We start from the raw sequence: 26374 nt of genomic DNA on the forward strand, positions 1-26374 counted from the left end.
TCACCCACCTCGCGCCCTGTGCGCGAGGCGGGTGAATTGTTTACAAGCGCTGGACCGTAACCGATCCGGGAGCGCCGACAGGCCCGGGCTGACCGGCATCGCCCGGGCGACCGCTCTTGCCGCCATCGGCGCGATACACCAGGCAACCTTTGGATTTGCCGCCCGCCCCGGCTTTGCCTCCGGCACCGGGCAGGCCACCGGCACCGCCATCCACCAGCACCTTGATGTTCTGCTCGGCAAAGTCGCGTGGCAGCTCCAGGCGCACCAGCGCTCCCGGCGCCCCGGCACGGCCATCGCCACCGTTGTCGCCATCGGCACCGCGGCCGGCCGCGCCCCAGGTGCAGCCCGACTCCTGGCCATTGCCGCCGTCGAGGCCGACAAAGCCCGGCGCGCCATCACCGCCACGCGCATCCACCGACAGCTCAGGCGCGTTCAACGAGGTGATGCGCAGATTCAGGTTGCGTCCCGGCCGTGCCGCCTTGAGATAAGTGCCCGGCGCCCCACGGGAGGTGATCTGGCTGCCGCTGGACAGCAGCGCGTGGCTGACGCTGATCTGCAGGCTTTGCTCGCCGGGAACGATGGCGATGCGCGCGTCGCGCCCAAGATGCAACTCGGTCACATTCAGTTGGGTGACGTTGGAGGGAATCAGCAAGGTGCCATTGTCCGCCACGTCCAGCCGTTCCAGCTGCAAAGTGCTGGCGGTGTTGGGCAGGCGCATCAGGGAGTGGCTTTCGACAGTCAGGACCTGCGCCATCGCCATCGGGCTGATCAGTGCAGCAAGCAAGCAGAGCTTACGCATGGTTGGCCTCCGTAGTCGCAGTGCTGGCGATGCTTTTGATATGAAAAATGCCGAACAGCAGCACTTGCAGGCGATCGCGCCACGGATGCGCTCGAGTCTTCAGCGTGCGGTTGAACAGCAGCACTTCCAGTAAATGGACCAACAGCAACACGCTGGCAACCAGATTGACCAACAGATTGATCGGATGGGTGAATGGCTGTAGCAGATTGACCACAACCACCAGCCAGAACACCAGGCCCACACACTTGCCCAGCCCCCAAAACACTTTCATACGCGCCCCCGTGGATCATTATTCTTTGCGCGCACAGTAACGACTTCCACGAGGGCTGCGCCAGAGGTCAGTGAAAATTCCTCCGCCTGGCGCAGTTTCGCCGCCGGATCGACGATGATCGCCCATCCGGCAATGGCAGATCAGCGTCCGATCACCAGTTCGACCCGACGGTTTTTCGCCCGCCCCTCTTCACTGGCGTTATCCGCCACCGGCTGGCTTTCGCCCATGCCCTGGCTGGTGAGTTTGTCCGGGGCCAGTCCCTGGTTGAGCAGGAACGCCGCTACACTGCTGGCGCGTCGCTCGGAAAGCCCCTGGTTATAGGCATCGCTTCCTTGGCTATCGGTGTGACCCACCACCTTGATGCTCAGGACGTCGGCGCTTTTCAGCTTGTCCATCAACGCCATCAGTTGTTCATGGGCGGCCGGCGTCAACTCCGCCGAATCGAAGGCGAACAACACATCGCCCTGGTCGCTGAGGGTAATCACTTCACTGCTCGGCTCGACCGGTTTGGCGCTGGGCGGGTACTGGGGAATCGGGCAGCCGCGGTTGTCCACCGGTGTATTGGCCGGAGTATCGGGACAGTGATCGCGGCGATCGAAGACGCCATCGCCATCCTCGTCACCATCCTGTGCGTAGCAGATCAAGCCGCCGGTCAACAGACCGAGCGCCGCGCCACCTGCAGCCCAACCTCCGCTCTCGATAGCGCCCAGGCCTCCGCCCACGAGTCCGCCAATGACGCTGCAGATCGGCCAGTTACGTTGATTGAGGGGGGCAGTGCCGTCGCTGTGGGTGGCGCAACCTGAGACCAGGCTGGCGAACAGAAGTACCGGTATTACGGTCCGTGCACGAACGCTCATGATGATTGCTCCTGTGTCACCGGCCGACACCGGTCACACAGGAGTAAAGACCCGCATCCGTGACTGATCAAGCCACGGATGCAAGGAGCTAGCGGTTGATTTTGATTTCAGTACGACGGTTCATTGCACGGCCGTCAGCGGTTTTGTTGTCGGCCACTGGCTGGCTTTCACCGGCACCCTGTACCGAAACGAAGCTGGCACGTGGTACACCTTCTTCGATCAGGTACTCGACCACCGAGTGCGCGCGCTTGTCCGAGAGTTTCTGGTTGTAGGCATCGCTGCCGACGCTGTCGGTATGCCCGGTCACGCTCAGTCGCGCCGAAGGTGCTTCCTGTTTCAGACGGGTCGCAATGGTCTCCAGTTTGGTTTTGTCGGCAGCGGTCAGCTTGGCCGAGTCGAACTGGAAGTGCACATCGCGGATGACAATGGTTTCTTCCTTGACTACGACGACCTCTTCAACCACCGGTTCGGGGGCCGGAGGGCAACCGTTGGCATCCACCTGTACGCCTTTCGGTGTGCCCGGGCACTTGTCGCGGCTGTCCGGAACGCCATCACCGTCTTCGTCACCATCGCCATGCACCCAGCAATAGGCGGCAGCCAAACCGCCTACGAACAGCGCGCCACCGCCGGCCCACGCCGAGCTTTTCGTCGCGCCGAGACCGGCCCCGACCACGCCGCCCACCGCCGCACAGGTCGGCCAGTCGGTTTTCTGCAAACCTGCGCAACCAGTCAAGACACTGGTTAGCAGAACCAAGGGTAATGCTGTCCGAACTATGCTCATCGAGTTTTCTCCTGAGGGATCGGCATACGACCGATTCAAGCAGTAAAGACCCCAGTTTTAATATCCGCCAGCAATAGGCCACCCTCGCGCTGTCAAGCAAATACGGCCGCGCGCAACATCCAGTACAAAGAGCCTCTAGGCCCCGGCCTTCGGGCAGGCTAGTCTTTGCAGTTCTGATTGAGGATCCTTGATGACCGCCGCAATTTCTTCGCGTACTCCACAGCAGGCGCTGGCCGCCTTGCTTGATCGTTATGCGCCCAAACGGCTGCTGCTGATCGGCGCCGATGACTTCCCGGCGCTGGCCGCGTTCAAGCTGGCCCATCCCGACAGCGTCGTGGCCCAGGCAGCTCCCGGCCCGTTGCCCGCGGAACTGGCCGCGCAGCGTTTCGACCTGGCGCTGGCACTTGACTGCCTGGAGCACCTGCCCAAGCGCGATGGCCTCAACCTGCTGGGCGGAATTCGCAACCTCAATGCCAGTCGCATCGCCGTGCTGGCTGACCTGGATGCGTGCCTCTGGCAGGACACCGACTTCTTCTCCCTGGCCCTGCAGGCCAGCGAACGCTTCCAGCGCGATCAGCAGGTCTTGACCCTGTTCACCTATGATCTGCTTGAATACAAACAAGTCCCTGACTGGCTCAACTCACGTTTCTGGGCCAATCCGCAGAATTTCGGAAAATACTGGTGGTAACCCAATGAGTAAATCCATCTGCCCTTGCGGCAGCGGCACGCCGCTCGATGCCTGCTGCGGGCATTATCACGCCGGGCACCCCGCGCCCTGTGCCGAAGCGCTGATGCGTTCACGCTACAGCGCCTACGTGCTGGGCCTGATCGACTACCTGGTGGCGACCACCCTGCCCGCCCAGCAGTCCGGCCTGGATCGTCAGTCGATCAGCGACTGGAGCGCGCAAAGCACCTGGCTGGGCCTGGAAGTGGAAAGCTCGGAAGTGCTCGGCGGGCAACCGGAACATGCCTTCGTCACCTTCACCGCGCGCTGGCACGACAGCAGCGGCGAGCACAGTCACCGCGAGCGTTCCTCGTTCGTGCAGAACGCAGGGCACTGGTATTTCATCGACCCCACCGTGCCACTCAAGACCGGGCGCAATGACGCCTGCCCCTGCAACAGCGGACACAAATTCAAGAAGTGCTGTGCGGGGTATTTCGCCTGATTGGTTGAAGCATTGCAGCGTATGAAGGAGTCAGACCATGTTCAGCCAGCGCCACGTCCTGCGCACGATCAGCCTGCTCATGGTCCTGGGTCTCAGTGGCTGCGCCTCCTGGTTCAGCGATGACGAACTCGATCCGCAAGTCCACCTGCTCAAGGTCGAAGTGGTACGAGCCAAACTGCTGGATCAGAAGTTCATGCTGTACTTTCGCGTCGACAACCCCAACGACGACAGCCTGACCATCCGCGGCATGGAGTATCGGATTCACTTGAGCCAGTTCCTGCTGGCCGAAGGCGAGACCGAGCAATGGTTCAGTGTCGACCCGAAAAGCAGCAGTTACTTTCAGGTGCCGATCCGCACCAACCTCTGGCAACACCTGCGCGAGATGGTCAAGTTGCTGAAGAAACCCGACCAACCCATCCCCTATCGTCTGGAAGGCACCCTGGAAACCGGATTATTCTTCGGCAAAGACGTGCACCTGTCCCATTATGGCGAGATAATTCCCGGCGATTTTATTCCGGAGTAACCTCGATGACCCAGCAACCTCACGTTCATGGCCCAGACTGCAATCACGACCATGACCATCACGACCATGCTCACGACCACGGCCATGTACACGGCCCGAACTGTGGCCACGCCCATCAGGAGCCGGTTCGCAACGCGCTGAAAGATGTCGGCCGCAACGACCCATGCCCATGCGGCAACGGCAAGAAGTTCAAGAAGTGCCACGGCGCCTGATGCGCTGACGGCTCTTTGCAGGAACGTCAGACGGCGTTCCTACATCAATTCACATGCCGCCACGACCGTCGCGTACTCGCCATGCAAGTTGGCCAGCGACATGGCGTGAACCTCCTCGGCTGAACGTGGATTGCCAAAAAAATCCGCCTTGTCGAAGGTGTAGCAGGCATCCTCGACCACCCAGGTCGCAAATCCCAGATTGCCCGCCGTGCGTGCGGTGGACTCCACCGAATTATTCGTCGCCACGCCGACAATCACCAACGCGGTAATTTCCCGCTCGCGCAATCCTGCTTCCAGGCCAGTCCCGCAGAACGCGTCCGGCACCTGCTTTTGCACCACCCACTCTCCTGTCAAAGGCCTGAAGCGCAATTGGAACTCGACGCCTGACTGCTCCGGCCAGAACACTGAGTCAGGTGAACGCGACAAATGCTGCACATGAATGACCGGACGGCCCGTCGCACGCCAATGCTCCAGCAGTTCGGCGATGCGCTCTTCGGCTTGCGGATTGTTACGTGGCCCCAGCTTGGGGTGATGAATGCCCTGTTGCTGGTCGATCAGGATCAAGGCGCTGTTTGCCTGCAATTCCATGGCAGATTTTTCTCGTACAGTGGGGGAATTTCCTACTTGAGCACCTTCATTTGCCCGAAGCAAGCTCACCAGCGGTCTCAAATTTCGCGATTTATCGGACAAACCTCTAAATAAGCCAACCACCCGCTTGCACGCCCCTCGGCCGCTGACTAACGTAGCGCCTTTATTCAGTACCCCGCCTCGGAGCTTTGCCATGGCCTCGCCAGCCCTTACACCTTTTCTTCCCCGGTTCGGCGTTGCCGCAGCAGTGGCCAGTGTGCTCAGCCTCAGCGGCTGCCAGACCTGGAATGCCCAGGACACGGTGCCGCCGGTCTCCGGCGTACAGCCACTCAAGGGCTTGGCGCAGAACGTTTCGGTGCGCCGCAATGCCATGGGCATGCCGCTGATCGAAAGCAGCACCTTCCATGACGCACTGTTCACACTCGGCTATGTTCACGCCAGCGATCGCATCAATCAGATGGTCACCCTGCGCCTGCTGGCCCAGGGCCGCCTGGCGGAAATGTCCGGGCCGCAAATGCTCGATGCCGACCGCTACATGCGTGCGGTCAACCTGAAGAAAAGTGCCGATGAGTTGTACAAGGCTTCATCGCCGCGGCTCAAGCGCTTCTTCGAAGTCTATGCGCGCGGGGTCAACGCCTATCTGTTCCGTTATCGCGACAAATTGCCGGCCGACCTGGCCGCCACTGGCTACAAGCCGGAGTACTGGAAGGCCGAAGACTCGGCGCTGATTTTCTGCCTGTTGAACTTCAGCCAGTCGGCCAACCTGCCTCAGGAAATCTCTGCGTTGGTCATGGCGCAGAGCGTGACCAACGACAAGTTGGCGTGGCTGTCGCCGTCCTACCCGGACGAAAAGCTGCCGATGGCGGAAGCGGAAAAACTGCAAGGGGTCAAACTCAACGGCAGCATTCCTGGCCTGGCTGAGCTGGCCAGCGCCAATGAACAACTGGCCGGCCTGAACATGCTCGGTGGCACTGCCTCGAACAACTGGGCCATTGCCCCGCAACGCAGCCGCAGCGGCAAGAGCCTGCTGGCCAGCGACAGCCAATCGCCGATCGGCGTGCCGTCATTATGGAATTTCGTACAGATCCGCGCGCCGAAATACCAGGTTGCCGGGGCCACGATTGCCGGCTTGCCGATGGTGATGTCCGGCTTCAATGGCAAGGTGGCGTGGAGCATGGCGGCGGTCATGGGCGACAACCAGGACCTGTTCCTGGAAAAGCTCAAGCGCCAGGGCAACAGCCTGAGCTATGAAGCCGCCGGTAAATGGCAACCCGCGATGGTGCGCAACGAAACCTACTTCATCAAAGGCCAGCGGCCGATTCGCGAAGTCATCTATGAAACCCGCCACGGCGCGCTGCTCAACAGCGCCCAGGTGGCAACGCCCGGCAACGGTTTTGGCCTGGCCCTGCAACTGCCGGATTTCAAGGACGACAAGAGCCTGGACGCGTTCTTCGATCTGTCCCGTGCGCAGAGCGTCGAAAAAGCCTCTGACGCCAGTCGTGAAATCCGCGCCATCTCGCTGAACATGCTGTTTGCCGATGCCAGCAATATTGGCTGGCAAGTCACCGGGCGCTTCCCGAACCGCCGCGAAGGCGAAGGTCTGCTGCCATCGCCGGGCTGGGAAGGCCGATATGATTGGGATGGCTACGCCGACCCGATGCTCCACCCCTATGACCAGGATCCGGCCCAAGGCTGGCTCGGCACGGCCAACCAGCGGGTGATCCCCCACGGCTACGGCATGCAGTTGTCCAACTCCTGGGCCGCACCGGAGCGTGGCGAGCGCATCGCCGAACTGGCCGGTGCCGGCAAGCAGGACAGCCGAAGCATGATTGCCATGCAATACGACCAGACCACCGTGTTTGCCGCCAAGCTGAAGAAAGTGTTCGAGGCGCCGGGTATGTCCCAGCCTTTGAAACAGGCCATCAATGCCCTGCCCGTTGCCGATGCAGCCAAAGCACGTGAGGCCTTCAGCCGCCTGATGGCGTTTGACGGCAAACTCAGCCCGACTTCAACGGACGCGGCGATCTACCAACTGTTCCTGCAAGAAAGCATGAAGCAGATTTTCCTCGACGAACTGGGGCCGCAGTCCAGCCCGGCGTGGAAAGCCTTTGGCGCCAACGGCACGTTGTCCTACTCGGCCCAGGCCGACCACCTGCTCGGTCGCGAAGACAGCCCATTCTGGGACGACGTGCGCACCCCGGCCAAAGAAGACAAACCGACCATTCTTGCCCGCAGCCTGGCCGCGGCCATTTCCGCCGGTGAAAGCCAGATGGGCGGCGATCGCCGGGCCTGGCAATGGGGAAAACTGCACCGTTACGAGTGGAAAGATGCGCGTGGAAACACGGTACGTGCCGCCACAGCGGCCGGCGGTGACCAGAGCACATTGAACGCTGCGGCTTACGCCTGGGGTCAGGACTTCAACGTCACGCGAGTGCCCGGCATGCGCCTGATCGTCGATTTCGCCCAGGCCGAACCGCTGCTGGGCCAGAACGGCACCGGCCAATCCGGCAACCCGGCGAGCCCGAACTACCTGATCAACATCGATCCATGGCTGAAAGCTCAATACCAGAGCCTGCCGATGCAACCGCAGAACTTCGACAAGGTGTACGGCAAGACGCGCTTGACCCTGGTGCCTGGCAAGTAAGGCAGCGTTGGCAAGGATGCCTGGGATCAGACTTGCGCCGGTTTGGTGCAGCTAAAAGCTCGTGCCCGATTCAGGGCACGAATTCGATGTGGACACACAAGGAATCATCTTTTAAAACGCTTGTTCGGGACTCTGGTTCGGAAATTGCTACTTTCATAAGGTCTTACGCTTTCCAGTAACAATAAATCTGCGCCACAAGCGCTCATATTGGTTCTTAGGGATTGAATAATGAAAAAAGCATTGCTGACCCTTTCCGCACTGGCATTGTGCATGGCTGCGGGCTCCGCGCTGGCCAAAGAGTACAAAGAACTGCGTTTTGGTGTTGATCCTTCCTATGCACCCTTTGAGTCCAAGGCCGCCGATGGCAGCCTGGTGGGTTTCGACATCGATCTGGGCAATGCGATCTGCGCCGAGCTGAAGGTCAAGTGCAAATGGGTCGAGAGCGATTTCGACGGCATGATCCCGGGCCTCAAGGCCAATAAATTCGACGGCGTGATCTCCTCCATGACCGTCACCCCGGCCCGCGAGAAGGTCATCGACTTCTCCAACGAACTGTTCTCAGGCCCAACGTCCTTCGTCTTCAAGAAAGGCTCGGGCCTGTCTGAAGATACTGCGTCGCTCAAAGGCAAGACCGTCGGCTACGAGCAGGGCACCATCCAGGAAGCCTACGCCAAGGCCGTGCTGGACAAGGCCGGGGTGAAAACCCAGGCCTACGCCAACCAGGATCAGGTCTACGCCGACCTTATTTCCGGGCGTCTCGATGCTTCGATCCAGGACATGCTGCAAGCCGAACTGGGCTTTTTGAAGTCGCCACAGGGCGCCGATTACGAAGTCAGCAAGCCAGTGGACAGCGAGTTGCTGCCAGCCAAAACAGCTATCGGTATCTCGAAAGGTAACAAAGAGCTGAAAGCCCTTCTGGATAAAGGTATCAAAGCGTTACACGATGATGGCACCTACGCCACCATTCAAAAGAAACACTTCGGTGATCTGAATCTGTACAGCGGTAAATAACACCCGGCGCCCATCCCTGTGATGGGCGCTTTTTTTCCGTTATCAGGTCATTGATTAATGTTCGAACAACTCTTGCAAACCCTGGGGCTCTCGGCGTTCAGCCTGAAGGGCTTTGGTCCGCTGTTGCTGCAAGGCACCTGGATGACCATCAAGTTATCGGTGTTGTCGTTGCTGGTGGCGGTGCTGCTCGGCCTGTTGGGCGCCAGCGCCAAGCTCTCGGCCTCCAGGCTGCTGCGCGTTCCAGCCCAGTGCTACACCACGCTGATACGCGGCGTCCCCGACCTGGTGCTGATGCTGCTGATTTTCTACAGCCTGCAAACCTGGCTGACGTCTTTTACCGATTTCATGGAATGGGAATACATCGAGATCAACCCATTCAGCGCCGGGGTCATCACCCTGGGCTTTATCTACGGCGCCTATTTCACCGAAACCTTTCGCGGGGCGATCCTTGCCGTCCCTCGCGGGCAAGTCGAAGCCGCTACCGCCTATGGCCTCAAACGCGGCCAGCGCTTTCGCTTCGTGGTGTTCCCGCAGATGATGCGTTTCGCCCTGCCCGGTATCGGCAACAACTGGATGGTGATGCTCAAGGCCACCGCGCTGGTGTCGATCATCGGCCTGGCCGACCTGGTCAAGGCGGCCCAGGATGCCGGCAAGAGCACCTATCAACTGTTTTATTTCCTGGTGCTGGCAGCGCTGATCTACCTGCTCATCACCAGCGCATCGAACTTTGTCCTGCGCCGGCTTGAACGCCGCTATGCCGCAGGTGCCCGGGAGGCCGTACGATGATCGAACTTCTGCAGGAGTACTGGCGACCGTTCCTGTACAGCGACGGCTACCACATGACCGGCCTGGCCATGACCATGTGGCTGCTCAGCGCCTCGATTTTCATCGGCTTTCTGGCTTCGATCCCGCTGTCGATCGCCCGAGTCTCGTCGAAGTTCTATGTGCGTCTGCCGGTGCAGTTCTACACCTACCTGTTCCGCGGCACGCCGCTGTATATCCAGTTGCTGATCTGCTACACCGGGATCTACAGCCTGGCCGCCATCCGCGCACAGCCGGTACTCGATGCGTTCTTCCGTGACGCGATGAACTGCACCATCCTCGCCTTTGCCCTGAACACCTGCGCCTACACCACGGAGATCTTTGCCGGGGCGATTCGCAGCATGAACCACGGCGAAGTCGAAGCGGCCAAGGCCTATGGTCTGACCGGCTGGAAGCTGTATGCCTACGTGATCATGCCTTCGGCCCTACGCCGCTCATTGCCGTACTACAGCAACGAAGTGATCCTGATGCTGCACTCGACCACCGTGGCCTTCACCGCGACCATCCCGGACATTCTCAAGGTAGCGCGCGATGCCAACTCGGCGACGTTCCTGACCTTCCAGTCGTTCGGCATAGCCGCATTGATCTACCTGACCGTGACCTTCGCCCTGGTCGGCCTGTTCCGCCTGGCCGAACGTCGCTGGCTGGCGTTCCTCGGTCCGACTCACTAACTACCCGGTTTCAGGACACCTACGCACATGCGCCACCAGATTCATGACCTGCTTGCCCCGCTGCCGGGTACCGCCCGGCAGATCCACAGCTTTCACTTCGGTCCGACCCAGGCCAGCGGCAAGATCTACATCCAGTCCTCCCTGCATGCCGACGAACTGCCGGGCATGCTGGTGGCCTGGCACCTCAAGCAGCGCCTGGCCGAGCTTGAAGTTGCGGGGCGCTTGCGCAGTGAAATCGTGCTGGTACCCGTGGCCAACCCTGTCGGCCTGGAACAAGTGCTGATGGACGTGCCTTTGGGCCGCTATGAGCTGGAAAGCGGGCAGAATTTCAACCGCTGGTTTGTCGACTTGAGCGAAGAGGTCGGTAACGAAATCGAGGGGCAACTGAACGACGACCCACAGCACAATCTGGCGCTGATTCGACGCAGCCTGCGCCAGGCGCTGGCACGGCATACGGCCAGCACCCAACTGCAGTCCCAGCGCCTGACCCTGCAACGCCTGGCCTGCGACGCCGATGTGGTGCTCGACCTGCATTGCGATTTCGAAGCCGTGACCCACCTGTACACCACCCCCGAAGCATGGCCGCAGGTAGAGCCATTGGCCCGCTATATCGGCTCCGAAGCCAGCTTGCTGGCCACGGATTCCGGCGGTCAGTCGTTCGATGAGTGTTTCACCCTGGTCTGGTGGCAGTTGCAGGAACGTTTCGGCGAGCACTTCAATATCCCGCTGGGCAGCTTCTCGGTGACCGTCGAGCTGCGCGGCCAGGGCGATGTCAACCACGACTTGGCAAGCCATGACTGCCAGGCATTGATCGATTACCTGATCGGCTTTGGTGCAATCGAAGGCCAGGCCGCACCGCCGCCGGAACTGCCCTACCCGGCCACGCCACTTGCGGCAGTTGAACCGGTCGCCACCCCGGTCGGAGGCTTGCTGGTATACAGCGCGCAGCCGGGAGAATACCTGCAAGCTGGACAACTGATCGCCGAAATCATCGACCCGATCAGCGACAAGGTGACCAAAGTGCATTGCGCCAGCGCCGGCCTGCTGTATGCACGCTCGCTCAGGCGCATGGCCACCGCCGGAATGGTAATCGCCCATGTCGCCGGCCTTGAGGCCTATCGCACCGGCTACCTACTTTCGCCTTGAGGATGCACGCTCCATGTACAAACTGACCATTGAAGGACTGCACAAGTACTACGGCAGCCATGAAGTGCTGAAGGGTGTTTCGCTCAAGGCGAAGACTGGTGACGTGATCAGCCTGATCGGTGCCAGTGGTTCGGGCAAAAGTACTTTTTTGCGCTGCATCAACTTTCTCGAGCAGCCCAATGACGGCGCCATGAGCCTGGATGGCCAGGCCATCCGCATGATCAAGGACCACTCCGGCCTGCGCGTGGCCGACGAAGCCGAACTGCAGCGCATCCGCACTCGCCTGGCCATGGTCTTCCAGCACTTCAATCTGTGGAGCCACATGACCGTGCTGGAAAATATCAGCATGGCCCCGCGTCGGGTGCTGGGGGTAAGCAAAAAAGACGCCGAAGACCGCGCTCGCCGCTACCTGGATAAAGTCGGCCTGGCGGCGCGCGTGGCCGATCAATACCCGGCATTTCTTTCCGGCGGCCAGCAACAGCGCGTGGCAATTGCCCGCGCGCTGGCGATGGAGCCGGAAGTGATGCTGTTCGACGAACCGACCTCAGCCCTCGACCCGGAGTTGGTGGGTGAAGTGCTCAAGGTCATCCAGGGGCTGGCGGAGGAAGGTCGGACGATGATCATGGTCACCCATGAAATGAGCTTCGCCCGGAAAGTTTCAAACCAGGTGTTGTTCCTGCACCAGGGGCTGGTGGAGGAGGAAGGGGCGCCTGAAGAGGTGTTGGGTAATCCGAAAAGCGAACGATTGAAGCAGTTTCTCAGTGGCAACCTGAAATAATTGCTGTGTTTGTACTGCGGGAGCAGGCGACCCTGCCACCGCAGTTATTCAGCGATCAGCTCAGCGCGCCAAATGCCAGCCGGAAGCTGCCGTTGCGCACAGTGATGCCATTGGCATCGGTGCCGCTGAAAATCCCGGTGAACTGGCCCTCCTCCTCGACCGCGAGGGTCAGCGTGCCCTCCGGATACAGTTCGGCCTCGGTGCAGTCCGTCACATGGATAATCGACGGCAGGCCAATCTCCAGTTGATAAACGCCGGACTCGATGCCGGACGGCAGATAGACGTAGAAGCCCTCCCCCTGATCGTTCACCGCTTCAATACAGTGAACGCCCCCTCGATCGAAGTAATCCAACCCTGCTTTCAGGCGAAACGCCTGGCGCCCCTCGGCGGTGCCGATATCTGCGCTGAAATGACCTGGTCGATTTGAGCTCATCGCAAAATCCCTTTTCATAGACTGCCGGAAATAACCGCCCGTCCCAGCCACAACAGCAGGCGGGGCGAGCAACGGCGCGATCAAATCACGGACCGGCCAGAAAAAGGTTTCGACGATGGACACAGTTATTTCCAATGATGAGCTTGGTTCACCGACCCTGCATCGATGACCAGAATCAGGCAACAGGGGCAGGAGGTGGCTCGTCCGGCAATGTCGGCTCACCTGGCTCGGCGGGTTGTTCGTTGGGACTGTCGGGGTCGGGCTGGCCGGGGATTCCGCCCGCCTGCAAGACCGAAGGATGAGCCAGCAATGACCAGGCCAGCACCCCTACCTGATTGGGCTCAAGCCTCGCCAGTTCGGCAGTTATTCGCGGATCGATTTTCATTGGGCACTCCTGGGCGTGGGCTCGATCCGCCTTGCGCGAATCGCAGCAGTACACTCCATAGAGTCTACGCCGGCCCAGGAATTCCCACGTTTCGTCAGACGGCTGACTCAGGTACGCGGCAGGGTCACGCCACGCTGGCCCTGGTACTTGCCGCCGCGGTCCTTGTAGGACACTTCACACTCTTCGTCAGACTCAAGGAACAACATCTGAGCCACGCCTTCGTTCGCGTAGATTTTCGCTGGCAGATTGGTGGTATTGGAGAACTCCAGGGTCACGTGACCTTCCCACTCTGGCTCAAGCGGTGTGACGTTGACGATGATGCCGCAGCGCGCATAGGTGCTTTTACCCAGGCAAATGGTCAATACGTTGCGCGGAATGCGGAAGTATTCGACGGTGCTGGCCAGGGCGAAGGAGTTTGGTGGAATGATGCACACGTCACTATGGATGTCGACAAAGCTGCCAGCATCGAAGTTTTTCGGGTCGACGATGGCCGAATTGATGTTCGTGAACACCTTGAAATGATTAGTGCAGCGCACATCGTAGCCGTAGCTCGACACGCCGTAGGAGATCACACGGCTGTCGTCGCTGCCGCGCATCTGGCGCTCGACGAACGGCTCGATCATGCCGTGCTCTTGCGCCATGCGGCGAATCCACTTGTCCGATTTGATGCTCATGGCGGGTGTCCTGAATAGCGAGGTGGAAAAATTCTGTCCGGCATCTTACCGGTGCGCGCCGTCGGGTTCAAAGACCGGGGGCGGATAAATCACTGTTGCTGGCGATATCCACTACCGTGCGTCACCCAACTCACCGTCAGTCACGAAAACCGAGAAACCTTCGCAAAGACCATTGGCACGTTCCGGAAAAAGGGTTAAGGTGGCGCCACTGTGTTGCTTGTGTCACTGAGAATCTCTACACGATATGTTGAATTTCGATCCAACCATCTACAAGAATTTTTCCTGCTCTTTGCACTCAGTCTCGGCCAGGGTTCTTCCTGAGTCGCAGTTATCTTTGTTCAAGGAGTTACACCATGTCTAATCGCCAAACCGGTACCGTTAAGTGGTTCAACGATGAAAAAGGCTTCGGCTTCATCACTCCACAATCCGGTGACGACCTGTTCGTTCACTTCAAAGCTATCCAATCCGACGGCTTCAAAAGCCTGAAAGAAGGCCAACAGGTTTCTTTCATCGCTACCCGCGGTCAGAAAGGCATGCAAGCTGAAGAAGTTCAAGTTATCTAACTTGTCCTGATTTAGTAAAAAGCCCCACCGTCAAACGTGGGGCTTTTTTGTGCCTGTGTGTTTTGTCCGGCGGGAGGCTTTCGCCTCCCCGTGCCCGTTACCAGGTGACGCCGAAGCCTGCGGTATAGCGCGTCTTGCTGAAGTCTGCATCTTCGGAGCCGCTGACAATGTCACGCTCCGCCTTGAGGTTCAGTGACGCCCAGTCAGTGACCTTGTAGCGCAAGCCCATTTCCGCATCGAGGGCGAAATCCGCCACGCCGGAGAGCGGTTTACCCACCTCGCCATTAGTGAAGAACTCCACCGACTTGCCGAGCAGGTAACGGTTGTAGTCCCACTTCATGGCCAGCGAATAGAAGTTGTCCTTGCCGCCATCGGCATATTCGTAGTCGGTGCGATTGAGCAGCGAACCCAGCGAAAACGCCCCCAGCTCGTCATCCCAGAACTGATAACCCGGGCCGGTACCGACGGTGCGCTGACGAGCAAGGTCCTCGACCTTGTCCCGCTTGTAGGTCAAACGGCCCTGCCAGAACCATTGATCGGTGATGAAGCGGTCCAGGGCGTACTCGGCGCGCCAGTTGTCCGTGGTCACTTCCTCATCCTGGAATTCACGGTTGTACTCACCTTCAGCGGTGTGGCGCCACTTGCCGTGACGGGCAGAGGTCTTGAAATCGATGTCATAGTCATCGGTGTCTTTTTCCGCGCGCTGATAATCCAGGGCGACATCGACATTGCCTTTCCACACCAGATCCTCGACCACCGGCTTGGGCTTGAGGATCTGCTGAATGCTCGCCAATTCCACGGTCTTCGGCGCTTCGCCGTTAGCCAGCGTGACCTTGCCGTCATCGGCAGGCTGCAGGGCCTTGGCTTTTTCACCGGAGTAGGCATCCTGTTTGACCAGCAACTCCTGGTCACTCTCCAGCGTCTTGACCTGCTTCCAGTCGATGGGAATCGCACCGGCATACTCGGTCTGGATCAGCAACTTGCCGCCATCAAACAGCTTGATCTTGCCGCTCAGGCGGTCGCCATTCTTCAACCAGACGGTATCGCCAAGGGCGGGAGAGCAGGATCCGATGACGGCAAGGCATAGCAGGGTTCTGGACAACATAAGCAAAGACGGGACTCAAGTTTGCGAAAAAAAGGCGGCATTATCCCTGAAGAGAAAGCCTGAGCAAGGACTGACCGGAGCATCGGTAATGAGTTCATTTATCATCGACTCAACGGCACCCTGTCTTTCTGACGGTATTTCGCCCACCTGCAAGGAAACCCGGACGTGAGCGACAATGAGCACGAACCTCAAGACCCGGCACAAATCCGCCGAACGGCACTCTACCTGACCCTGGCCCAAGTACCCGAAGGCAAGGTGGTGAGTTATGGGCAACTGGCCGAAATGGCGGGCCTGGGTCGCGCTGCACGATGGGTCGGACGCACCCTGAGCCAACTGCCCAACGACAGCAAACTACCCTGGCATCGGGTGCTCGCTGCCGGAGGGCGCATCAGCCTGCCTGTGGGCACGGCTTCGGGAGATGAACAACGGGCGCGCTTGCGCCTGGAGGGCATCAGTATCCTGAACAATCGTGTTGATATTCAGCGCCATGGCTGGCGCCCGGTAGAGCACAGCGGTTAGAGTGCGCGCTTTGTTTCCGTAATTTTGAGGCAGACTCCAGCCCATGCCCCGTAAAACCTGGCGCGCCGCGCTCGCCGCTTATGCCAGCCCTTCGACGCTCGTGCTGTTGTTGCTGGGTTTCGCCGCCGGCCTGCCGTACATGCTGGTGTTTTCAACGCTTTCCGTCTGGTTACGTGAAGCCGGCGTGGCCCGCGAAACCATTGGTTATGCCAGCCTGATCGGCTTGGCCTATGCCTTCAAATGGGTGTGGTCCCCCCTGCTCGATCAATGGCGCCTGCCCTTGCTCGGCAAACTCGGCCGACGACGCTCATGGCTGGTGCTCTCCCAGGGCCTGGTGATTCTCGGCCTGATCGGCATGGGATTCTGCGATCCGCAAAAGCATCTGTCGTGGCTGATTGCGATCGCCGTAGTGGTCGCCTTTGCCTCAGCCACCCAGGATATCGCCGTCGACGCCTACCGCCTGGAAATCGCCGACGACACCCGCCAGGCAGCACTGGCCGCCAGCTACATGTCCGGCTATCGGGTCGCTGCGTTGCTGGCAACCGCCGGCGCATTGTTCTTCGCCGAAGGCTTTGGCTCTACTGGCTTCAACTATCAACACTCGGCCTGGACCGGCACCTACGTGCTGTTCGGCCTGTTGATGGTTCCGGCGCTGCTGACCAGTTTTTTCATGCGCGAACCGCCAGTGCCCCTGCGCACCCAACTGTCTGCCGGACGCTACAGCTTTGTGCATCAATTGGCCTCGGTGTTCGTGCTGATCGTGCTGCTGGTTTCGCTGCCGGCGATGTTCACCCAGCTCTACAACACCGACTTCGCCAGCGTCCTGTTCGGCGACGCCAGCCCACTCGACCTGCTGCTGGAAGACCGTGCCTTCCTGCGCGCAATTCTCTATATCACCCTGACCGCCATGTGCCTGTCCGCCATGGGCCGTCGCGGCCTGGCACCGGTCCTGACGCCGGTCAACGACTTTGTCATGCGTTATCGCTGGCAGGCGCTGCTGCTGCTCGGCCTGATCGCCACCTACCGCATGTCCGACACGGTCATGGGCGTCATGGCCAACGTGTTCTACATCGACCTGGGCTTTACCAAGGACCAGATTGCCGGGGTCAGCAAGATCTTCGGCCTGATCATGACCCTGGTTGGCGCTGGCATGGGCGGCCTGCTGATCGTGCGCTTTGGCATCCTGCCGATCCTGTTTATCGGGGGCGCCGCCTCCGCTGCGACCAACATCCTGTTCGTGATGCTCGCCGACATGGGCGCCAACCTGCAGATGCTGATCGTCACCATCTCCCTGGACAACTTCAGCTCCGGCCTGGCGACATCGGCGTTCGTGGCCTACCTGTCGAGCCTGACCAACCTGAAGTTTTCCGCCACCCAATACGCCCTGCTCAGCTCGATCATGCTCCTGCTACCGCGCCTGATCGGCGGCTACACCGGGGTCATGGTGGAAAAATTCGGCTACCACAACTTCTTCATCATCACCGCCTTCCTCGGCGTGCCGACGCTGGTCCTGATCGCCATCCACTGGTACCAGCAAAGCCGGCGCGAAGGCCCGACGCCCACGCCCGAACCGGTGGCGAACGGCAAGGCCATCGAAGAATCCTGAAACACCCCGGGCGCAGAGCTTTGCCTGCCCCGGACCACACCGCCAGCCACACGCCTGTACGTCGGCGGATCTCGCCGGTACACTGCTCCGTCATTTCTCGTCATCAGCAACCGACAACGGCCTCCCATGCGCACCAGTCAATTTTTGCTCGCCACACAGAAAGAAACGCCTTCCGACGCGGTTGTCGTCAGCCATCAGCTGATGCTGCGTGCCGGCATGATCCGCAAACTCGCCTCGGGCCTGTACACCTGGCTGCCCATGGGCTTGCGAGTCATGCGCAAGGTGGAAGCCGTCGTTCGCGAAGAGATGAACGCCGCCGGCTCGCTCGAAGTGTTGATGCCGAGCACGCAACCGGCTGAACTGTGGCAGGAATCCGGACGCTGGGAAGAATACGGCCCTGAACTGCTGCGCTTCAAAGATCGTCACGGTCGCGACTTCTGCGCGGGCCCGACCCACGAAGAAGTGATCACCGATCTGATGCGCAACGAGTTGAGCAGCTACAAACAGCTGCCGATCAACCTGTACCAGATCCAGACCAAATTCCGTGACGAAATCCGTCCACGTTTCGGCTTGATGCGTGGCCGCGAATTCATCATGAAGGACGCCTACTCCTTCCACGCCGATCAGGCATCGCTGCAGGTCACCTACGACCGCATGCACCAGGCCTACTGCAACGTGTTCTCGCGCCTGGGCCTGAAATACCGCCCAGTTGAAGCGGACAACGGTTCCATCGGTGGCGCTGGCTCCCACGAGTTCCACGTATTGGCCGAGTCCGGCGAAGACGACATCGTCTTCAGCAACGGCTCCGACTACGCCGCGAACATCGAGAAAGCCGAAGCCGTGCCACGGGAAACCTCGCGCCCTGCGCCGGCTGAAGAGCTGCGCCTGGTCGATACCCCAGAGACCAAGACCATTGCCGCACTGGTGGAAAAATTCAATCTGCCGATTGAAAAGACCATCAAGACCCTGATCGTCCACGCCGAAGAGCCAGGCAAGTTGATTGCCCTGATCATCCGTGGCGACCACGAGCTCAACGAAATCAAGGCCGCCCAGCAGCCTGGCGTCGCCAGTCCGCTGGTCATGGCCTCGGATGCAGAACTGCGCGACGCCATCGGCGCCGGCGCCGGCTCCCTCGGCCCGCTAAACCTGCCGCTGCCAATCATCATCGACCGTTCGGTCGAGCTGATGAGCGACTTCGGTATCGGCGCCAACATCGACGACAAGCACTACTTCGGCGTCAACTGGGAGCGCGACCTGCCGGTCCCAACCGTAGCTGACCTGCGTAACGTCGTGGCCGGCGATCCAAGCCCGGACGGCAAGGGCACCCTGGAAATCAAGCGCGGTATCGAAGTCGGGCACATCTTCCAGCTGGGCAACAAGTACAGCAAGGCGATGAAGTGCGAAGTGCTGGGCGAGAACGGCAAGCCGGTGACCCTGGAAATGGGTTGCTACGGCATTGGCGTTTCCCGCGTGGTGGCCGCTGCCATCGAGCAGAACAACGACGAGAAAGGCATCATCTGGAGCGATACCCTCGCGCCTTTCCAGATTGCCCTGGTACCGCTGCGCTACGAAACCGAGCTGGTACGCGAAGCCACCGACAAGTTGTACGCCGAACTGACAGGCGCCGGCTTCGAAGTGCTGCTGGACGATCGGGACAAGAAAACCAGCCCGGGCATCAAGTTCGCGGACATGGAGCTGATCGGCATTCCACACCGGATCGTGGTCAGCGACCGCGGCCTCGCCGAAGGCAACCTGGAGTACAAGAGCCGTACCGAAGCAGAGCCGCAAGCGCTGCCGGTCGCTGAAGTACTGTCGTTCCTGCAGGCCCGTATCCGCCGCTGAAACCAGATAGAGACGTCATGTTCAAGCGAAACACCTTAAACCTCGGTGGTGCCGCCTTGTGCGGCACCCTGTTGCTCAGCGGCTGTGCCAATCACATGTCACAGCGCAGCGAGCACGAGGAGCGCATCGAGCGAAAGCTGCTCGATCACAGCCTGCAGATCGATGTCGGTGAGCCTAAGGTGCTTGAGCTGCCGCAACGCCGAGTACGGATTCACGAACAGAAGACCTTTGAGGTCACCGAGTTCGAAGTCACCCGCCGCTACGATCGCTACACGCCTTACCAACCCTGGCGGGAGGTCTACGAGATCCCGCTGGGTGCGGTCGCGGTCGTGGCCGGGGTCGGCGCGAATGTGGTCAACGTATTTGCCCTCGGCAACCTGCCGGACAGCGTCACCAAGGACTGGATCAGCTATGGCTTTGCCGGGCTCAATCCGTTCATGAACGTGCAGTCCCACGGTCGCGCGCAGCAGAACCTGGCGGGCATCGACGAAGTCGAGCGTGACCGGCGCACGGAATATTCCAGCCTGCCCTGGAGCGAGCGTCCGGTCGAAGTCAAGACTGGCAAACAGACCTTCGAACTGACCACCGATCGTAATGGTGTGCTGCGCCTGAACCTGCTCGACAGCCCGTTTTCCGAGCACGACCTGAGCCGCCTCAGCAAATTGCAGATCAGCGTCGCCGACGCCCAGGACGACGTTCACGTCGACTCGTCGCTGGCCATCAGTAGCGGCCTGCGCGGCAAACTGCTGGAAGCCCACGAACTGATCTACGACGATCTGGAAGATGACGAAGTGAGCCAGTGGGTACACCGCGTCAAACGCCTGTCGGAATTGGGCCTGGAAGAGGAAGCCAGCGAACTGGAGCAGAGCCTGATCGAACTGACCCGCAACGATCCCGAGTTGCAGAGTGAGTTCCTCAAGTCGCTGACCAAGGATGCCGGGCGCCTGGTAGCAGACCCTGGCGTCAACTGAATCTCGGCCACCTCGTGCCTGCGGGCACGAGGCTTTCTGCCCGATCAGCGACTGAACAGGTCCAACTGTTCAAACCCACCGCGCAAATCCTGCAAGCGCACGCCAATCCCCAGCAACCGCACCGGTTTTGCGCCTCGATTGAACGCCTGGGTCAGCAACAACTGATAGCTGCCCAAGTCCCGTCCCGCCCCAGCCTGCTCCAGCGTGGTCTGGGTGAAATCATGGAACTTCACTTTGACGAAGGGTTTACCCGGGCGATAGCTGCTGTCGATGCGCGCCATGCGGCCATTCAGGGTATCCAGTAACTCGGGCAGCTTGTCGAGGCAACTGACCAGGTCAGGCAGATCGATGTCGTATGTATTCTCCACAGAGATCGATTGCCGGCGGCTGTCATTTTGCACCTGACGCTCATCGATCCCACGCGCCAACCCCCATAACCGCTCGCCGAAACTGCCAAATTCGCGCACCAGCGCCAATTTGTTCCAGTCGCGCAACTGCAGGCAATCGTCTATTCCCAGTCGCGCCAACTTGTCCGCCGTGACCTTGCCCACGCCGTGCAGCTTGCTGACCGGCAGTTGCGAGACAAAATCCTCGACCTGATCGGGGGTGATCACATACAACCCATTGGGCTTTTTCCAGTCGCTGGCGATTTTCGCCAGGAACTTGTTCGGCGCCACTCCCGCCGAGACGGTGATGTGCAACTGATTGGAGACCCGGCGACGGATGTCCTGGGCGATGCGCGTGGCACTGCCGTTGAAATGACTACTGTCGGAAACATCCAGGTAAGCCTCATCCAGCGACAGCGGCTCGATCAGCTCGGTGTAGTCGCGAAAAATCCCCTGGATCTCCTTTGAAGCTTCGCGGTAGGCGTCCATCCGCGGCTTGACGATCACCAGGTCCGGACACAGCTTCAGCGCATGACGCGATGACATCGCCGAACGCACACCATAGGCCCGCGCCTCATAGTTACAGGTCGCAATCACCCCACGACGGTCCGCCGACCCACCCACTGCAAGAGGTTTGCTGGCAAGCGTCGGATCGTCACGCATCTCGATGGCGGCATAGAAGCAGTCGCAGTCGACGTGGATGATTTTACGTTGCGTCATAAAAGGCAGCGCTTGGTGAAGGAAAAAAGGCATTCAGCCGTCAGATCACTAGTATCTCACTGACAACTGTATATAGCACCAGTGCTTTTTGGCTTGCTGAAAACCGCTTGAAACATGGCACCTGGAATTTATTTTATTAATCGTAATTTCACCTTCAATAGAGCTGAAAGCCTTGTGTGGCAAGCCCCAAGCGGCGTCAGCCACCCACTGAAAACAGCTAACCAATTGAACAGGAAGCATTTTTCCAATTCCAGAGGTTGACACGCCAGCGTTCCTCTGTAGAATGCCGACACACAGACGCGGGATGGAGCAGTCTGGTAGCTCGTCGGGCTCATAACCCGAAGGTCGTCGGTTCAAATCCGGCTCCCGCAACCAAACATCAAAAAAGGCTACTCGAAAGAGTGGCCTTTTTTATGCGCGCGTGTTTTTCCACCGCCTGAGAAATTCTCGTTCAACATCCAAGACTTATCTCAACGCCGCAGGCCTGAGCGACTGATTCAGGTTTATTTGCTCTTATGTTCGATTAACGGTTGACACCCTCGCGTTCCTCTGTAGAATGCCGCCACACAGACGCGGGATGGAGCAGTCTGGTAGCTCGTCGGGCTCATAACCCGAAGGTCGTCGGTTCAAATCCGGCTCCCGCAACCAAACATCAAATAAGGCTACTCGAAAGAGTGGCCTTTTTTGTATCCCTAGAAAAATCCTTTCGTAACAATGGCCTGGCATGGTGCTGCGAACTTCTGCCACCCTCCCCCGATTCTTCAGATCAGGCTATGCTCAATCGCAGATGACCCTCAAGACACGATTGCGCCCCGGCGCACAGCGCTCAATGATAAGCGTCCGTACTTGTAACTATTTTTTTCTACAGGGATTGGTAACTTGGCTGGATACCCCCATCCTGTCGCGCACAATCCAAGAGGTGATTGATGCGCGCCAACTCGTCTGACTCACAAGACACCGTCACTGCGAACCCACCGATTACAGCCACCCGCCTGCACTGGCTGGATCTGCTGAGCAAGTACCGCCAGCCCATTGGCCTGGCCGTCACCCTGTTGCTGTTCGCCATTGCACTGATCGCTTGCCGCCATTTGTTGAGCGAGCTGGATCTGTATGCCCTGCACGACTCGATCTTGGAAGTGCCCCAACCGGCCTTGCTGGGAGCCCTGGCAGCGACCATCGTCGGCTTCGTCATTTTGCTCGGTTATGAATGGTCAGCCTCGCGCTACGCCAATGTCAGCCTGCCGCCGCGCAGCCTGATGCTCGGCGGCTTCACCGCTTTCGCCATTGGTAATGCGATCGGCCTCTCGCTGCTATCCGGTGGTTCTGTGCGTTATCGCCTGTATGCGCGGCACGGTCTGGGGGCGTCAGAAGTCGCCCACATGACCCTGTTTGCCAGCCTTTCGCTGGGTTGCGCCCTGCCTCCACTGGCAGCACTGGCCACCTTGAGCAACCTGCCCGCCGCGTCCGCCGCCCTGCATCTGTCCGAAACCCTGCTGGGTGGCATTGCGATTGCCGTGTTGCTGCTCTGCGCAGCGCTGGCCATCGGCATCTACCGTCGCCGCCTGCCCGAGCAGCCGTATGCGGACAACCTGCTGGTGCGTGCCGGACGACGCACGCTGCGCCTGCCGGGCCGGCGCCTGACCTTCCTGCAACTGATCATCACTGCGCTGGATGTCGCAGCCGCCGCCACCGTGCTCTATCTGCTGCTACCCGAAGCACCGCCGTTCGGTGCGTTCCTGCTGGTCTATCTGCTGGCGCTGGCGGCAGGCGTGCTCAGCCACGTGCCGGGCGGTGTCGGGGTCTTCGAAGCGATCCTGCTGGCCGCCTTCGCCGACAAACTCGGCGCCGCTCCGCTGGCTGCTGCGCTGCTGTTGTATCGCCTGATCTATGTGATCCTGCCGATGCTGGTGGCCTGCATCCTGTTACTGATCAACGAAGCCCAACGCCTGTTCAACACGCGCGAAACCCTGCGCACCGCCTCCGGTCTCGCCGCACCCGTGCTGGCGGTGCTGGTGTTCCTGTCTGGCGTAGTGCTGCTGTTCTCCGGCGCGACCCCAGAGATTGATACGCGCCTGGAGCACATCGGCTTTCTGATCCCCCATCGACTGATTGATGCCTCGCACTTCGGCGCCAGCCTGATCGGCGTGCTGTGTCTGCTGCTAGCCCAGGGCCTGCGTCGACGTTTGTCGGCGGCGTGGATCCTGACGACCGTGCTGCTGCTGGCCGGTGCCCTGCTCTCGCTGCTCAAGGGGTTCGACTGGGAAGAAGCCAGCCTGCTGATCCTCACCGCCAGCCTGCTGGCGATCTTCCGCAGTTCGTTCTACCGCCCGAGCCGTTTGACCGAGCTGCCGTTTTCGCCGCTGTACCTGGTCGCCAGTGTCTGCGTACTGGCCGCCTCGATCTGGCTGCTGCTGTTTGCCTATCAGGATGTGCCCTACAGTCATCAGTTGTGGTGGCAGTTCACCCTGGACTCCGACGCACCACGCGGCCTGCGCTCGCTGCTCGGTGCGGCGGTGCTGCTGGTGGTGGTGTCGCTGACCTGGCTGCTGCGCACCGCACGTCCGGCGATCGACCTGCCGGACACCGAAGAGCTGGAAAGAGCCCGCAAGATTCTCATGGCTTCGGCACAACCGGACGGCGGCCTGGCCCTGACCGGTGACAAGGCGCTGCTGTTTCACCCCAACGATGATGCCTTCCTGATGTACGCGCGCCGTGGCCGCAGCCTGGTCGCCCTGTACGACCCGATCGGCCAGCCACAGCATCGCGCGGAAATGATCTGGCAGTTCCGCGATCTCTGCGACCTGCACCATGCCCGCCCGGTGTTTTACCAGGTGCGCGCGGAGAACCTGCCCTATTACATGGACATCGGCCTGACTGCCATCAAGCTCGGCGAAGAAGCCCGGGTTGACCTGGTGCGCTTCGACCTCGAAGCCAAGGGCAAGGAGATGAAGGACCTGCGCTACACCTGGAATCGTGGCACCCGCGATGGCCTGTCGCTGGAGATCCATGAGCCCGGCCAGGCGCCAATGGATGAACTCAGGGTCATTTCCGACGCTTGGCTCACTGGCAAGAACGTGCGTGAAAAAGGCTTCTCCCTCGGTCGTTTCAGCGATGACTACCTGAAGCACTTTCGCATTGCGATCATTCGTTTTGAAGGGCGCCCGGTGGCCTTCGCCAACCTGCTCGAGACCTACAGCCATGACCTGGCCAGCCTCGACCTGATGCGCGCACACCCGGACGCCCCCAAGTTGACCATGGAATTCATGATGGTCGGCCTGATTCAGCATTATAAGAACCATGGCTACGCACGTTTCAGTCTGGGCATGGTGCCACTGTCGGGCTTGCAACCCCGTCGCGGCGCCCCGTTGACCCAGCGCCTCGGCTCGATGGTGTTTCGCCGGGGTGAGCAGCTCTACAACTTCCAGGGGCTGCGCCGCTTCAAGGACAAATTCCAGCCTGACTGGGAACCCCGTTATATGGCTGTGCCCGCCGGACTCGATCCGCTGGTGGCACTGGCCGATACCGCCGCCCTGATCGCGGGCGGCTTGACTGGATTGGTGAAACGCTAATGATTCAACGCTCCTGGCGGTATGTATTGGCCACTCTGGTGGCCCTGGCGGTAATTCTCGGTGGTGGCTACTGGTACTGGAACCGTCCGGCGCCACAACCGACCCTGGAACGCCTGACCCCCACCGATGGCGCGCCCATGACCCGGGTCATTCCGGGCACCAAGGCACGGGCCCAGGTGGTAGTGGCGGTCAACGATGAGCAGAAACTCAGCGACAGCCAACTGACCACACTCAGTCGCGCCGGCTCGGCGCAGATCGTCCAGGTGATCCTGCCCAAGGACTGCATGCTGCAAGGCCGTGCCCTGCAGTCGGCTCTTCGACAGCTGCAAGGCCCGGCGACCCTGGTCAGTGGCATTGGTCCGGGTGCAGTACTGGCCTGGCGCTGGCTGGCCGAGCAGAAAGACGACAAGTCCCAAGCGATCTCGGTCGACCTGGCCCTGGAAAAACCTGGCTGTACCCACCTGCTGCCAAAAAGCGCGGCCCACGGCCATTGGCTGGCAGCCTGGAACGACAACCCGGACGACACCAGTGCCGCTTTCGTACGCGACCAGGCCAACGCCGAGACCAGCATCAGCGACTACGACATCAACCTGCCACAGGTCCTGAACAACGAACTGCGCAAGGTTCTGGTCGGCGCCGACCAGAGCAACGGCGGCCTGAACATTCCGGTGGTCGAAGTGCCCGCCGGCCAGGCCAAGGACACCGTCACCCTGTTCCTCTCCGGTGATGGCGGCTGGCGCGACCTGGACCGCGATGTGGCCGGAGAGATGGCCAAGATTGGCTACCCAGTGGTCGGCATCGACACCCTGCGCTACTACTGGCAACACAAAAGCCCCGAGCAAAGCGCCATCGATCTGGCTGAGCTGATGCAGCACTACCGGCAGAAATGGGGCACCAAGCGCTTCATCCTGACCGGCTACTCGTTCGGTGCCGATGTCCTGCCGGCCATCTACAACCGCCTGGCGGAGTCGGAGCAGCAACGCGTCGACGCGATTATCCTGCTGGCCTTCGCCCGCACCGGCAGTTTCGAGATCGAAGTCGAAGGCTGGCTCGGCAACGCCGGTAAGGAAGCCGCAACCGGCCCGGAAATGGCCAAGCTGCCTGCCGCCAAAGTGGTGTGCATCTACGGCGAAGAAGAAGCCGATGAAAGCGGCTGCACCGACAAGACAGCCGTCGGCGAAGCCATGAAGCTGCCAGGCGGCCACCACTTCGACGAAAACTACCCAGCCCTGGCCCAGCGCCTGGTGGACATCATCGTCAAGCGCCAGGCTGCGGCGAAGGTGGCTGAAGAGTGAGTTGAATTGCCTGTACCAAAAAGCCCTCGTCACGTGC

General features: G+C 60.3%; 27 protein-coding genes and 2 tRNA genes. 19 read left to right on the top strand and 10 right to left on the bottom strand.

The window, feature by feature from the left end:
* Positions 1 to 40 precede the first annotated feature (40 nt).
* From ACZYR5_RS16025 to ACZYR5_RS16040, 4 genes are all read right to left on the bottom strand, one after another.
* Entirely contained in the window at positions 41 to 799 is a 759-nt protein-coding gene (locus ACZYR5_RS16025; protein WP_489090091.1) for a collagen-like protein, read from the bottom strand.
* A complete protein-coding gene (locus ACZYR5_RS16030) occupies positions 792 to 1070 on the bottom strand; it encodes a DUF1145 domain-containing protein (protein WP_489090092.1) in 279 nt (92 codons plus the stop codon). Before ACZYR5_RS16030 ends, ACZYR5_RS16025 begins: the two co-directional genes overlap by 8 nt.
* Positions 1071 to 1210: 140 nt before the next feature.
* Positions 1211 to 1927 (bottom strand): PA1041 family peptidoglycan-binding anchor lipoprotein, encoded by a 717-nt coding sequence (locus ACZYR5_RS16035; RefSeq protein ID WP_489090093.1) that lies wholly within the window; start codon positions 1925 to 1927, stop codon positions 1211 to 1213.
* An 88-nt stretch (positions 1928 to 2015) separates the two neighbouring features.
* Positions 2016 to 2708 carry a PA1041 family peptidoglycan-binding anchor lipoprotein gene (locus ACZYR5_RS16040; RefSeq protein ID WP_027621129.1) on the bottom strand — a complete coding sequence of 231 codons (693 nt, stop codon included), beginning with the start codon at positions 2706 to 2708 and terminating at the stop codon, positions 2016 to 2018.
* A gap of 190 nt (positions 2709 to 2898) precedes the next feature.
* Between ACZYR5_RS16040 and ACZYR5_RS16045 the strand changes: the two genes are divergently transcribed.
* The 4 genes from ACZYR5_RS16045 to ACZYR5_RS16060 are packed head-to-tail and all read left to right on the top strand — an operon-like array spanning position 2899 to position 4609.
* Positions 2899 to 3396 (top strand): DUF6231 family protein, encoded by a 498-nt coding sequence (locus tag ACZYR5_RS16045; RefSeq protein ID WP_489090094.1) that lies wholly within the window; start codon positions 2899 to 2901, stop codon positions 3394 to 3396.
* Positions 3397 to 3400: 4 nt separating this feature from the next.
* Positions 3401 to 3874: a YchJ family protein gene (locus ACZYR5_RS16050; protein ID WP_489090095.1), complete on the top strand. Its 474-nt coding sequence runs from the start codon at positions 3401 to 3403 to the stop codon at positions 3872 to 3874.
* 37 nt (positions 3875 to 3911) lie between these two features.
* A complete protein-coding gene (locus ACZYR5_RS16055; protein ID WP_489090096.1) occupies positions 3912 to 4397 on the top strand; it encodes an LEA/WHy family protein in 486 nt (161 codons plus the stop codon).
* Positions 4398 to 4402: 5 nt separating this feature from the next.
* Positions 4403 to 4609 carry an SEC-C metal-binding domain-containing protein gene (locus tag ACZYR5_RS16060; RefSeq protein WP_489090097.1) on the top strand — a complete coding sequence of 69 codons (207 nt, stop codon included), beginning with the start codon at positions 4403 to 4405 and terminating at the stop codon, positions 4607 to 4609.
* A gap of 39 nt (positions 4610 to 4648) precedes the next feature.
* On the opposite strand, the gene ACZYR5_RS16065 is transcribed toward ACZYR5_RS16060, so the two are convergent.
* Positions 4649 to 5197 carry a cysteine hydrolase family protein gene (locus ACZYR5_RS16065; protein WP_489090388.1) on the bottom strand — a complete coding sequence of 183 codons (549 nt, stop codon included), beginning with the start codon at positions 5195 to 5197 and terminating at the stop codon, positions 4649 to 4651.
* 193 nt (positions 5198 to 5390) lie between these two features.
* On the opposite strand from ACZYR5_RS16065, the gene ACZYR5_RS16070 reads away from it, so the two are divergent.
* The 6 genes from ACZYR5_RS16070 (at position 5391) to ACZYR5_RS16095 (ending at position 12269) form a co-directional block, all read left to right on the top strand.
* On the top strand, positions 5391 to 7841 hold the full coding sequence (locus ACZYR5_RS16070; protein WP_489090098.1) for a penicillin acylase family protein: 2451 nt from the start codon (positions 5391 to 5393) through the stop codon (positions 7839 to 7841).
* A 228-nt stretch (positions 7842 to 8069) separates the two neighbouring features.
* On the top strand, positions 8070 to 8852 hold the full coding sequence (locus tag ACZYR5_RS16075) for a transporter substrate-binding domain-containing protein (protein WP_489090099.1): 783 nt from the start codon (positions 8070 to 8072) through the stop codon (positions 8850 to 8852).
* Positions 8853 to 8909: 57 nt separating this feature from the next.
* Complete coding sequence (locus ACZYR5_RS16080) at positions 8910 to 9638, top strand: ABC transporter permease (RefSeq protein WP_027621121.1); 729 nt, start codon at positions 8910 to 8912, stop codon at positions 9636 to 9638.
* Positions 9635 to 10345, top strand: a complete 711-nt coding sequence (locus ACZYR5_RS16085) for an ABC transporter permease (RefSeq protein ID WP_489090100.1) — start codon at positions 9635 to 9637, stop codon at positions 10343 to 10345. The genes ACZYR5_RS16080 and ACZYR5_RS16085 overlap by 4 nt, the downstream gene beginning before the upstream one ends.
* Positions 10346 to 10372: 27 nt before the next feature.
* Positions 10373 to 11491, top strand: a complete 1119-nt coding sequence (locus ACZYR5_RS16090; protein ID WP_489090101.1) for a succinylglutamate desuccinylase/aspartoacylase family protein — start codon at positions 10373 to 10375, stop codon at positions 11489 to 11491.
* 13 nt (positions 11492 to 11504) lie between these two features.
* Positions 11505 to 12269: an ABC transporter ATP-binding protein gene (locus ACZYR5_RS16095; protein WP_489090102.1), complete on the top strand. Its 765-nt coding sequence runs from the start codon at positions 11505 to 11507 to the stop codon at positions 12267 to 12269.
* Positions 12270 to 12324: 55 nt separating this feature from the next.
* Here the strand turns inward: ACZYR5_RS16095 and ACZYR5_RS16100 are convergent, their stop codons facing one another.
* From ACZYR5_RS16100 to dcd, 3 genes are all read right to left on the bottom strand, one after another.
* Positions 12325 to 12825, bottom strand: a complete 501-nt coding sequence (locus ACZYR5_RS16100) for a hypothetical protein (RefSeq protein ID WP_489090103.1) — start codon at positions 12823 to 12825, stop codon at positions 12325 to 12327.
* A 52-nt stretch (positions 12826 to 12877) separates the two neighbouring features.
* On the bottom strand, positions 12878 to 13087 hold the full coding sequence (locus tag ACZYR5_RS16105; protein WP_489090104.1) for a hypothetical protein: 210 nt from the start codon (positions 13085 to 13087) through the stop codon (positions 12878 to 12880).
* A 107-nt stretch (positions 13088 to 13194) separates the two neighbouring features.
* A complete protein-coding gene (gene dcd, locus ACZYR5_RS16110) occupies positions 13195 to 13761 on the bottom strand; it encodes a dCTP deaminase (protein ID WP_007940589.1) in 567 nt (188 codons plus the stop codon).
* 353 nt (positions 13762 to 14114) lie between these two features.
* Between dcd and ACZYR5_RS16115 the strand changes: the two genes are divergently transcribed.
* Entirely contained in the window at positions 14115 to 14324 is a 210-nt protein-coding gene (locus ACZYR5_RS16115; RefSeq protein ID WP_002554837.1) for a cold-shock protein, read from the top strand.
* Positions 14325 to 14421: 97 nt separating this feature from the next.
* On the opposite strand, the gene ACZYR5_RS16120 is transcribed toward ACZYR5_RS16115, so the two are convergent.
* The gene (locus ACZYR5_RS16120) at positions 14422 to 15429 is read right to left on the bottom strand and encodes a DUF481 domain-containing protein (RefSeq protein WP_489090105.1); all 1008 of its coding nucleotides are present in this window, start codon (positions 15427 to 15429) and stop codon (positions 14422 to 14424) included.
* A gap of 147 nt (positions 15430 to 15576) precedes the next feature.
* Here ACZYR5_RS16120 and ACZYR5_RS16125 point away from each other — a divergent pair, with 147 nt between their 5' ends.
* The 4 genes from ACZYR5_RS16125 to ACZYR5_RS16140 all read left to right on the top strand — a co-directional run bounded on the left by ACZYR5_RS16125 (position 15577) and on the right by ACZYR5_RS16140 (position 20367).
* Entirely contained in the window at positions 15577 to 15948 is a 372-nt protein-coding gene (locus ACZYR5_RS16125; RefSeq protein ID WP_489090389.1) for an MGMT family protein, read from the top strand.
* 43 nt (positions 15949 to 15991) lie between these two features.
* Complete coding sequence (locus ACZYR5_RS16130; RefSeq protein WP_489090106.1) at positions 15992 to 17554, top strand: AmpG family muropeptide MFS transporter; 1563 nt, start codon at positions 15992 to 15994, stop codon at positions 17552 to 17554.
* A 126-nt stretch (positions 17555 to 17680) separates the two neighbouring features.
* The gene (locus ACZYR5_RS16135; RefSeq protein ID WP_489090107.1) at positions 17681 to 19396 is read left to right on the top strand and encodes a proline--tRNA ligase; all 1716 of its coding nucleotides are present in this window, start codon (positions 17681 to 17683) and stop codon (positions 19394 to 19396) included.
* Between the two features lie 17 nt (positions 19397 to 19413).
* Positions 19414 to 20367: a hypothetical protein gene (locus tag ACZYR5_RS16140; protein WP_489090108.1), complete on the top strand. Its 954-nt coding sequence runs from the start codon at positions 19414 to 19416 to the stop codon at positions 20365 to 20367.
* 44 nt (positions 20368 to 20411) lie between these two features.
* Here ACZYR5_RS16140 and dinB read toward each other — a convergent pair whose 3' ends face one another.
* Positions 20412 to 21473, bottom strand: coding sequence for a DNA polymerase IV (gene dinB / locus ACZYR5_RS16145; protein ID WP_489090109.1), 1062 nt, complete (start codon positions 21471 to 21473; stop codon positions 20412 to 20414).
* 298 nt (positions 21474 to 21771) lie between these two features.
* On the opposite strand from dinB, the gene ACZYR5_RS16150 reads away from it, so the two are divergent.
* From ACZYR5_RS16150 to ACZYR5_RS16165, 4 genes are all read left to right on the top strand, one after another.
* Positions 21772 to 21848, top strand: a tRNA-Met gene (locus ACZYR5_RS16150).
* A gap of 196 nt (positions 21849 to 22044) precedes the next feature.
* Positions 22045 to 22121: transfer RNA gene (locus tag ACZYR5_RS16155), tRNA-Met, on the top strand.
* 278 nt (positions 22122 to 22399) lie between these two features.
* On the top strand, positions 22400 to 25042 hold the full coding sequence (gene mprF, locus ACZYR5_RS16160) for a bifunctional lysylphosphatidylglycerol flippase/synthetase MprF (RefSeq protein ID WP_489090110.1): 2643 nt from the start codon (positions 22400 to 22402) through the stop codon (positions 25040 to 25042).
* A complete protein-coding gene (locus ACZYR5_RS16165; protein WP_489090111.1) occupies positions 25042 to 26337 on the top strand; it encodes a virulence factor family protein in 1296 nt (431 codons plus the stop codon). The genes mprF and ACZYR5_RS16165 overlap by 1 nt, the downstream gene beginning before the upstream one ends.
* Positions 26338 to 26374: the final 37 nt, after the last annotated feature.

This window comes from Pseudomonas sp. F007 (assembly GCF_057814275.1).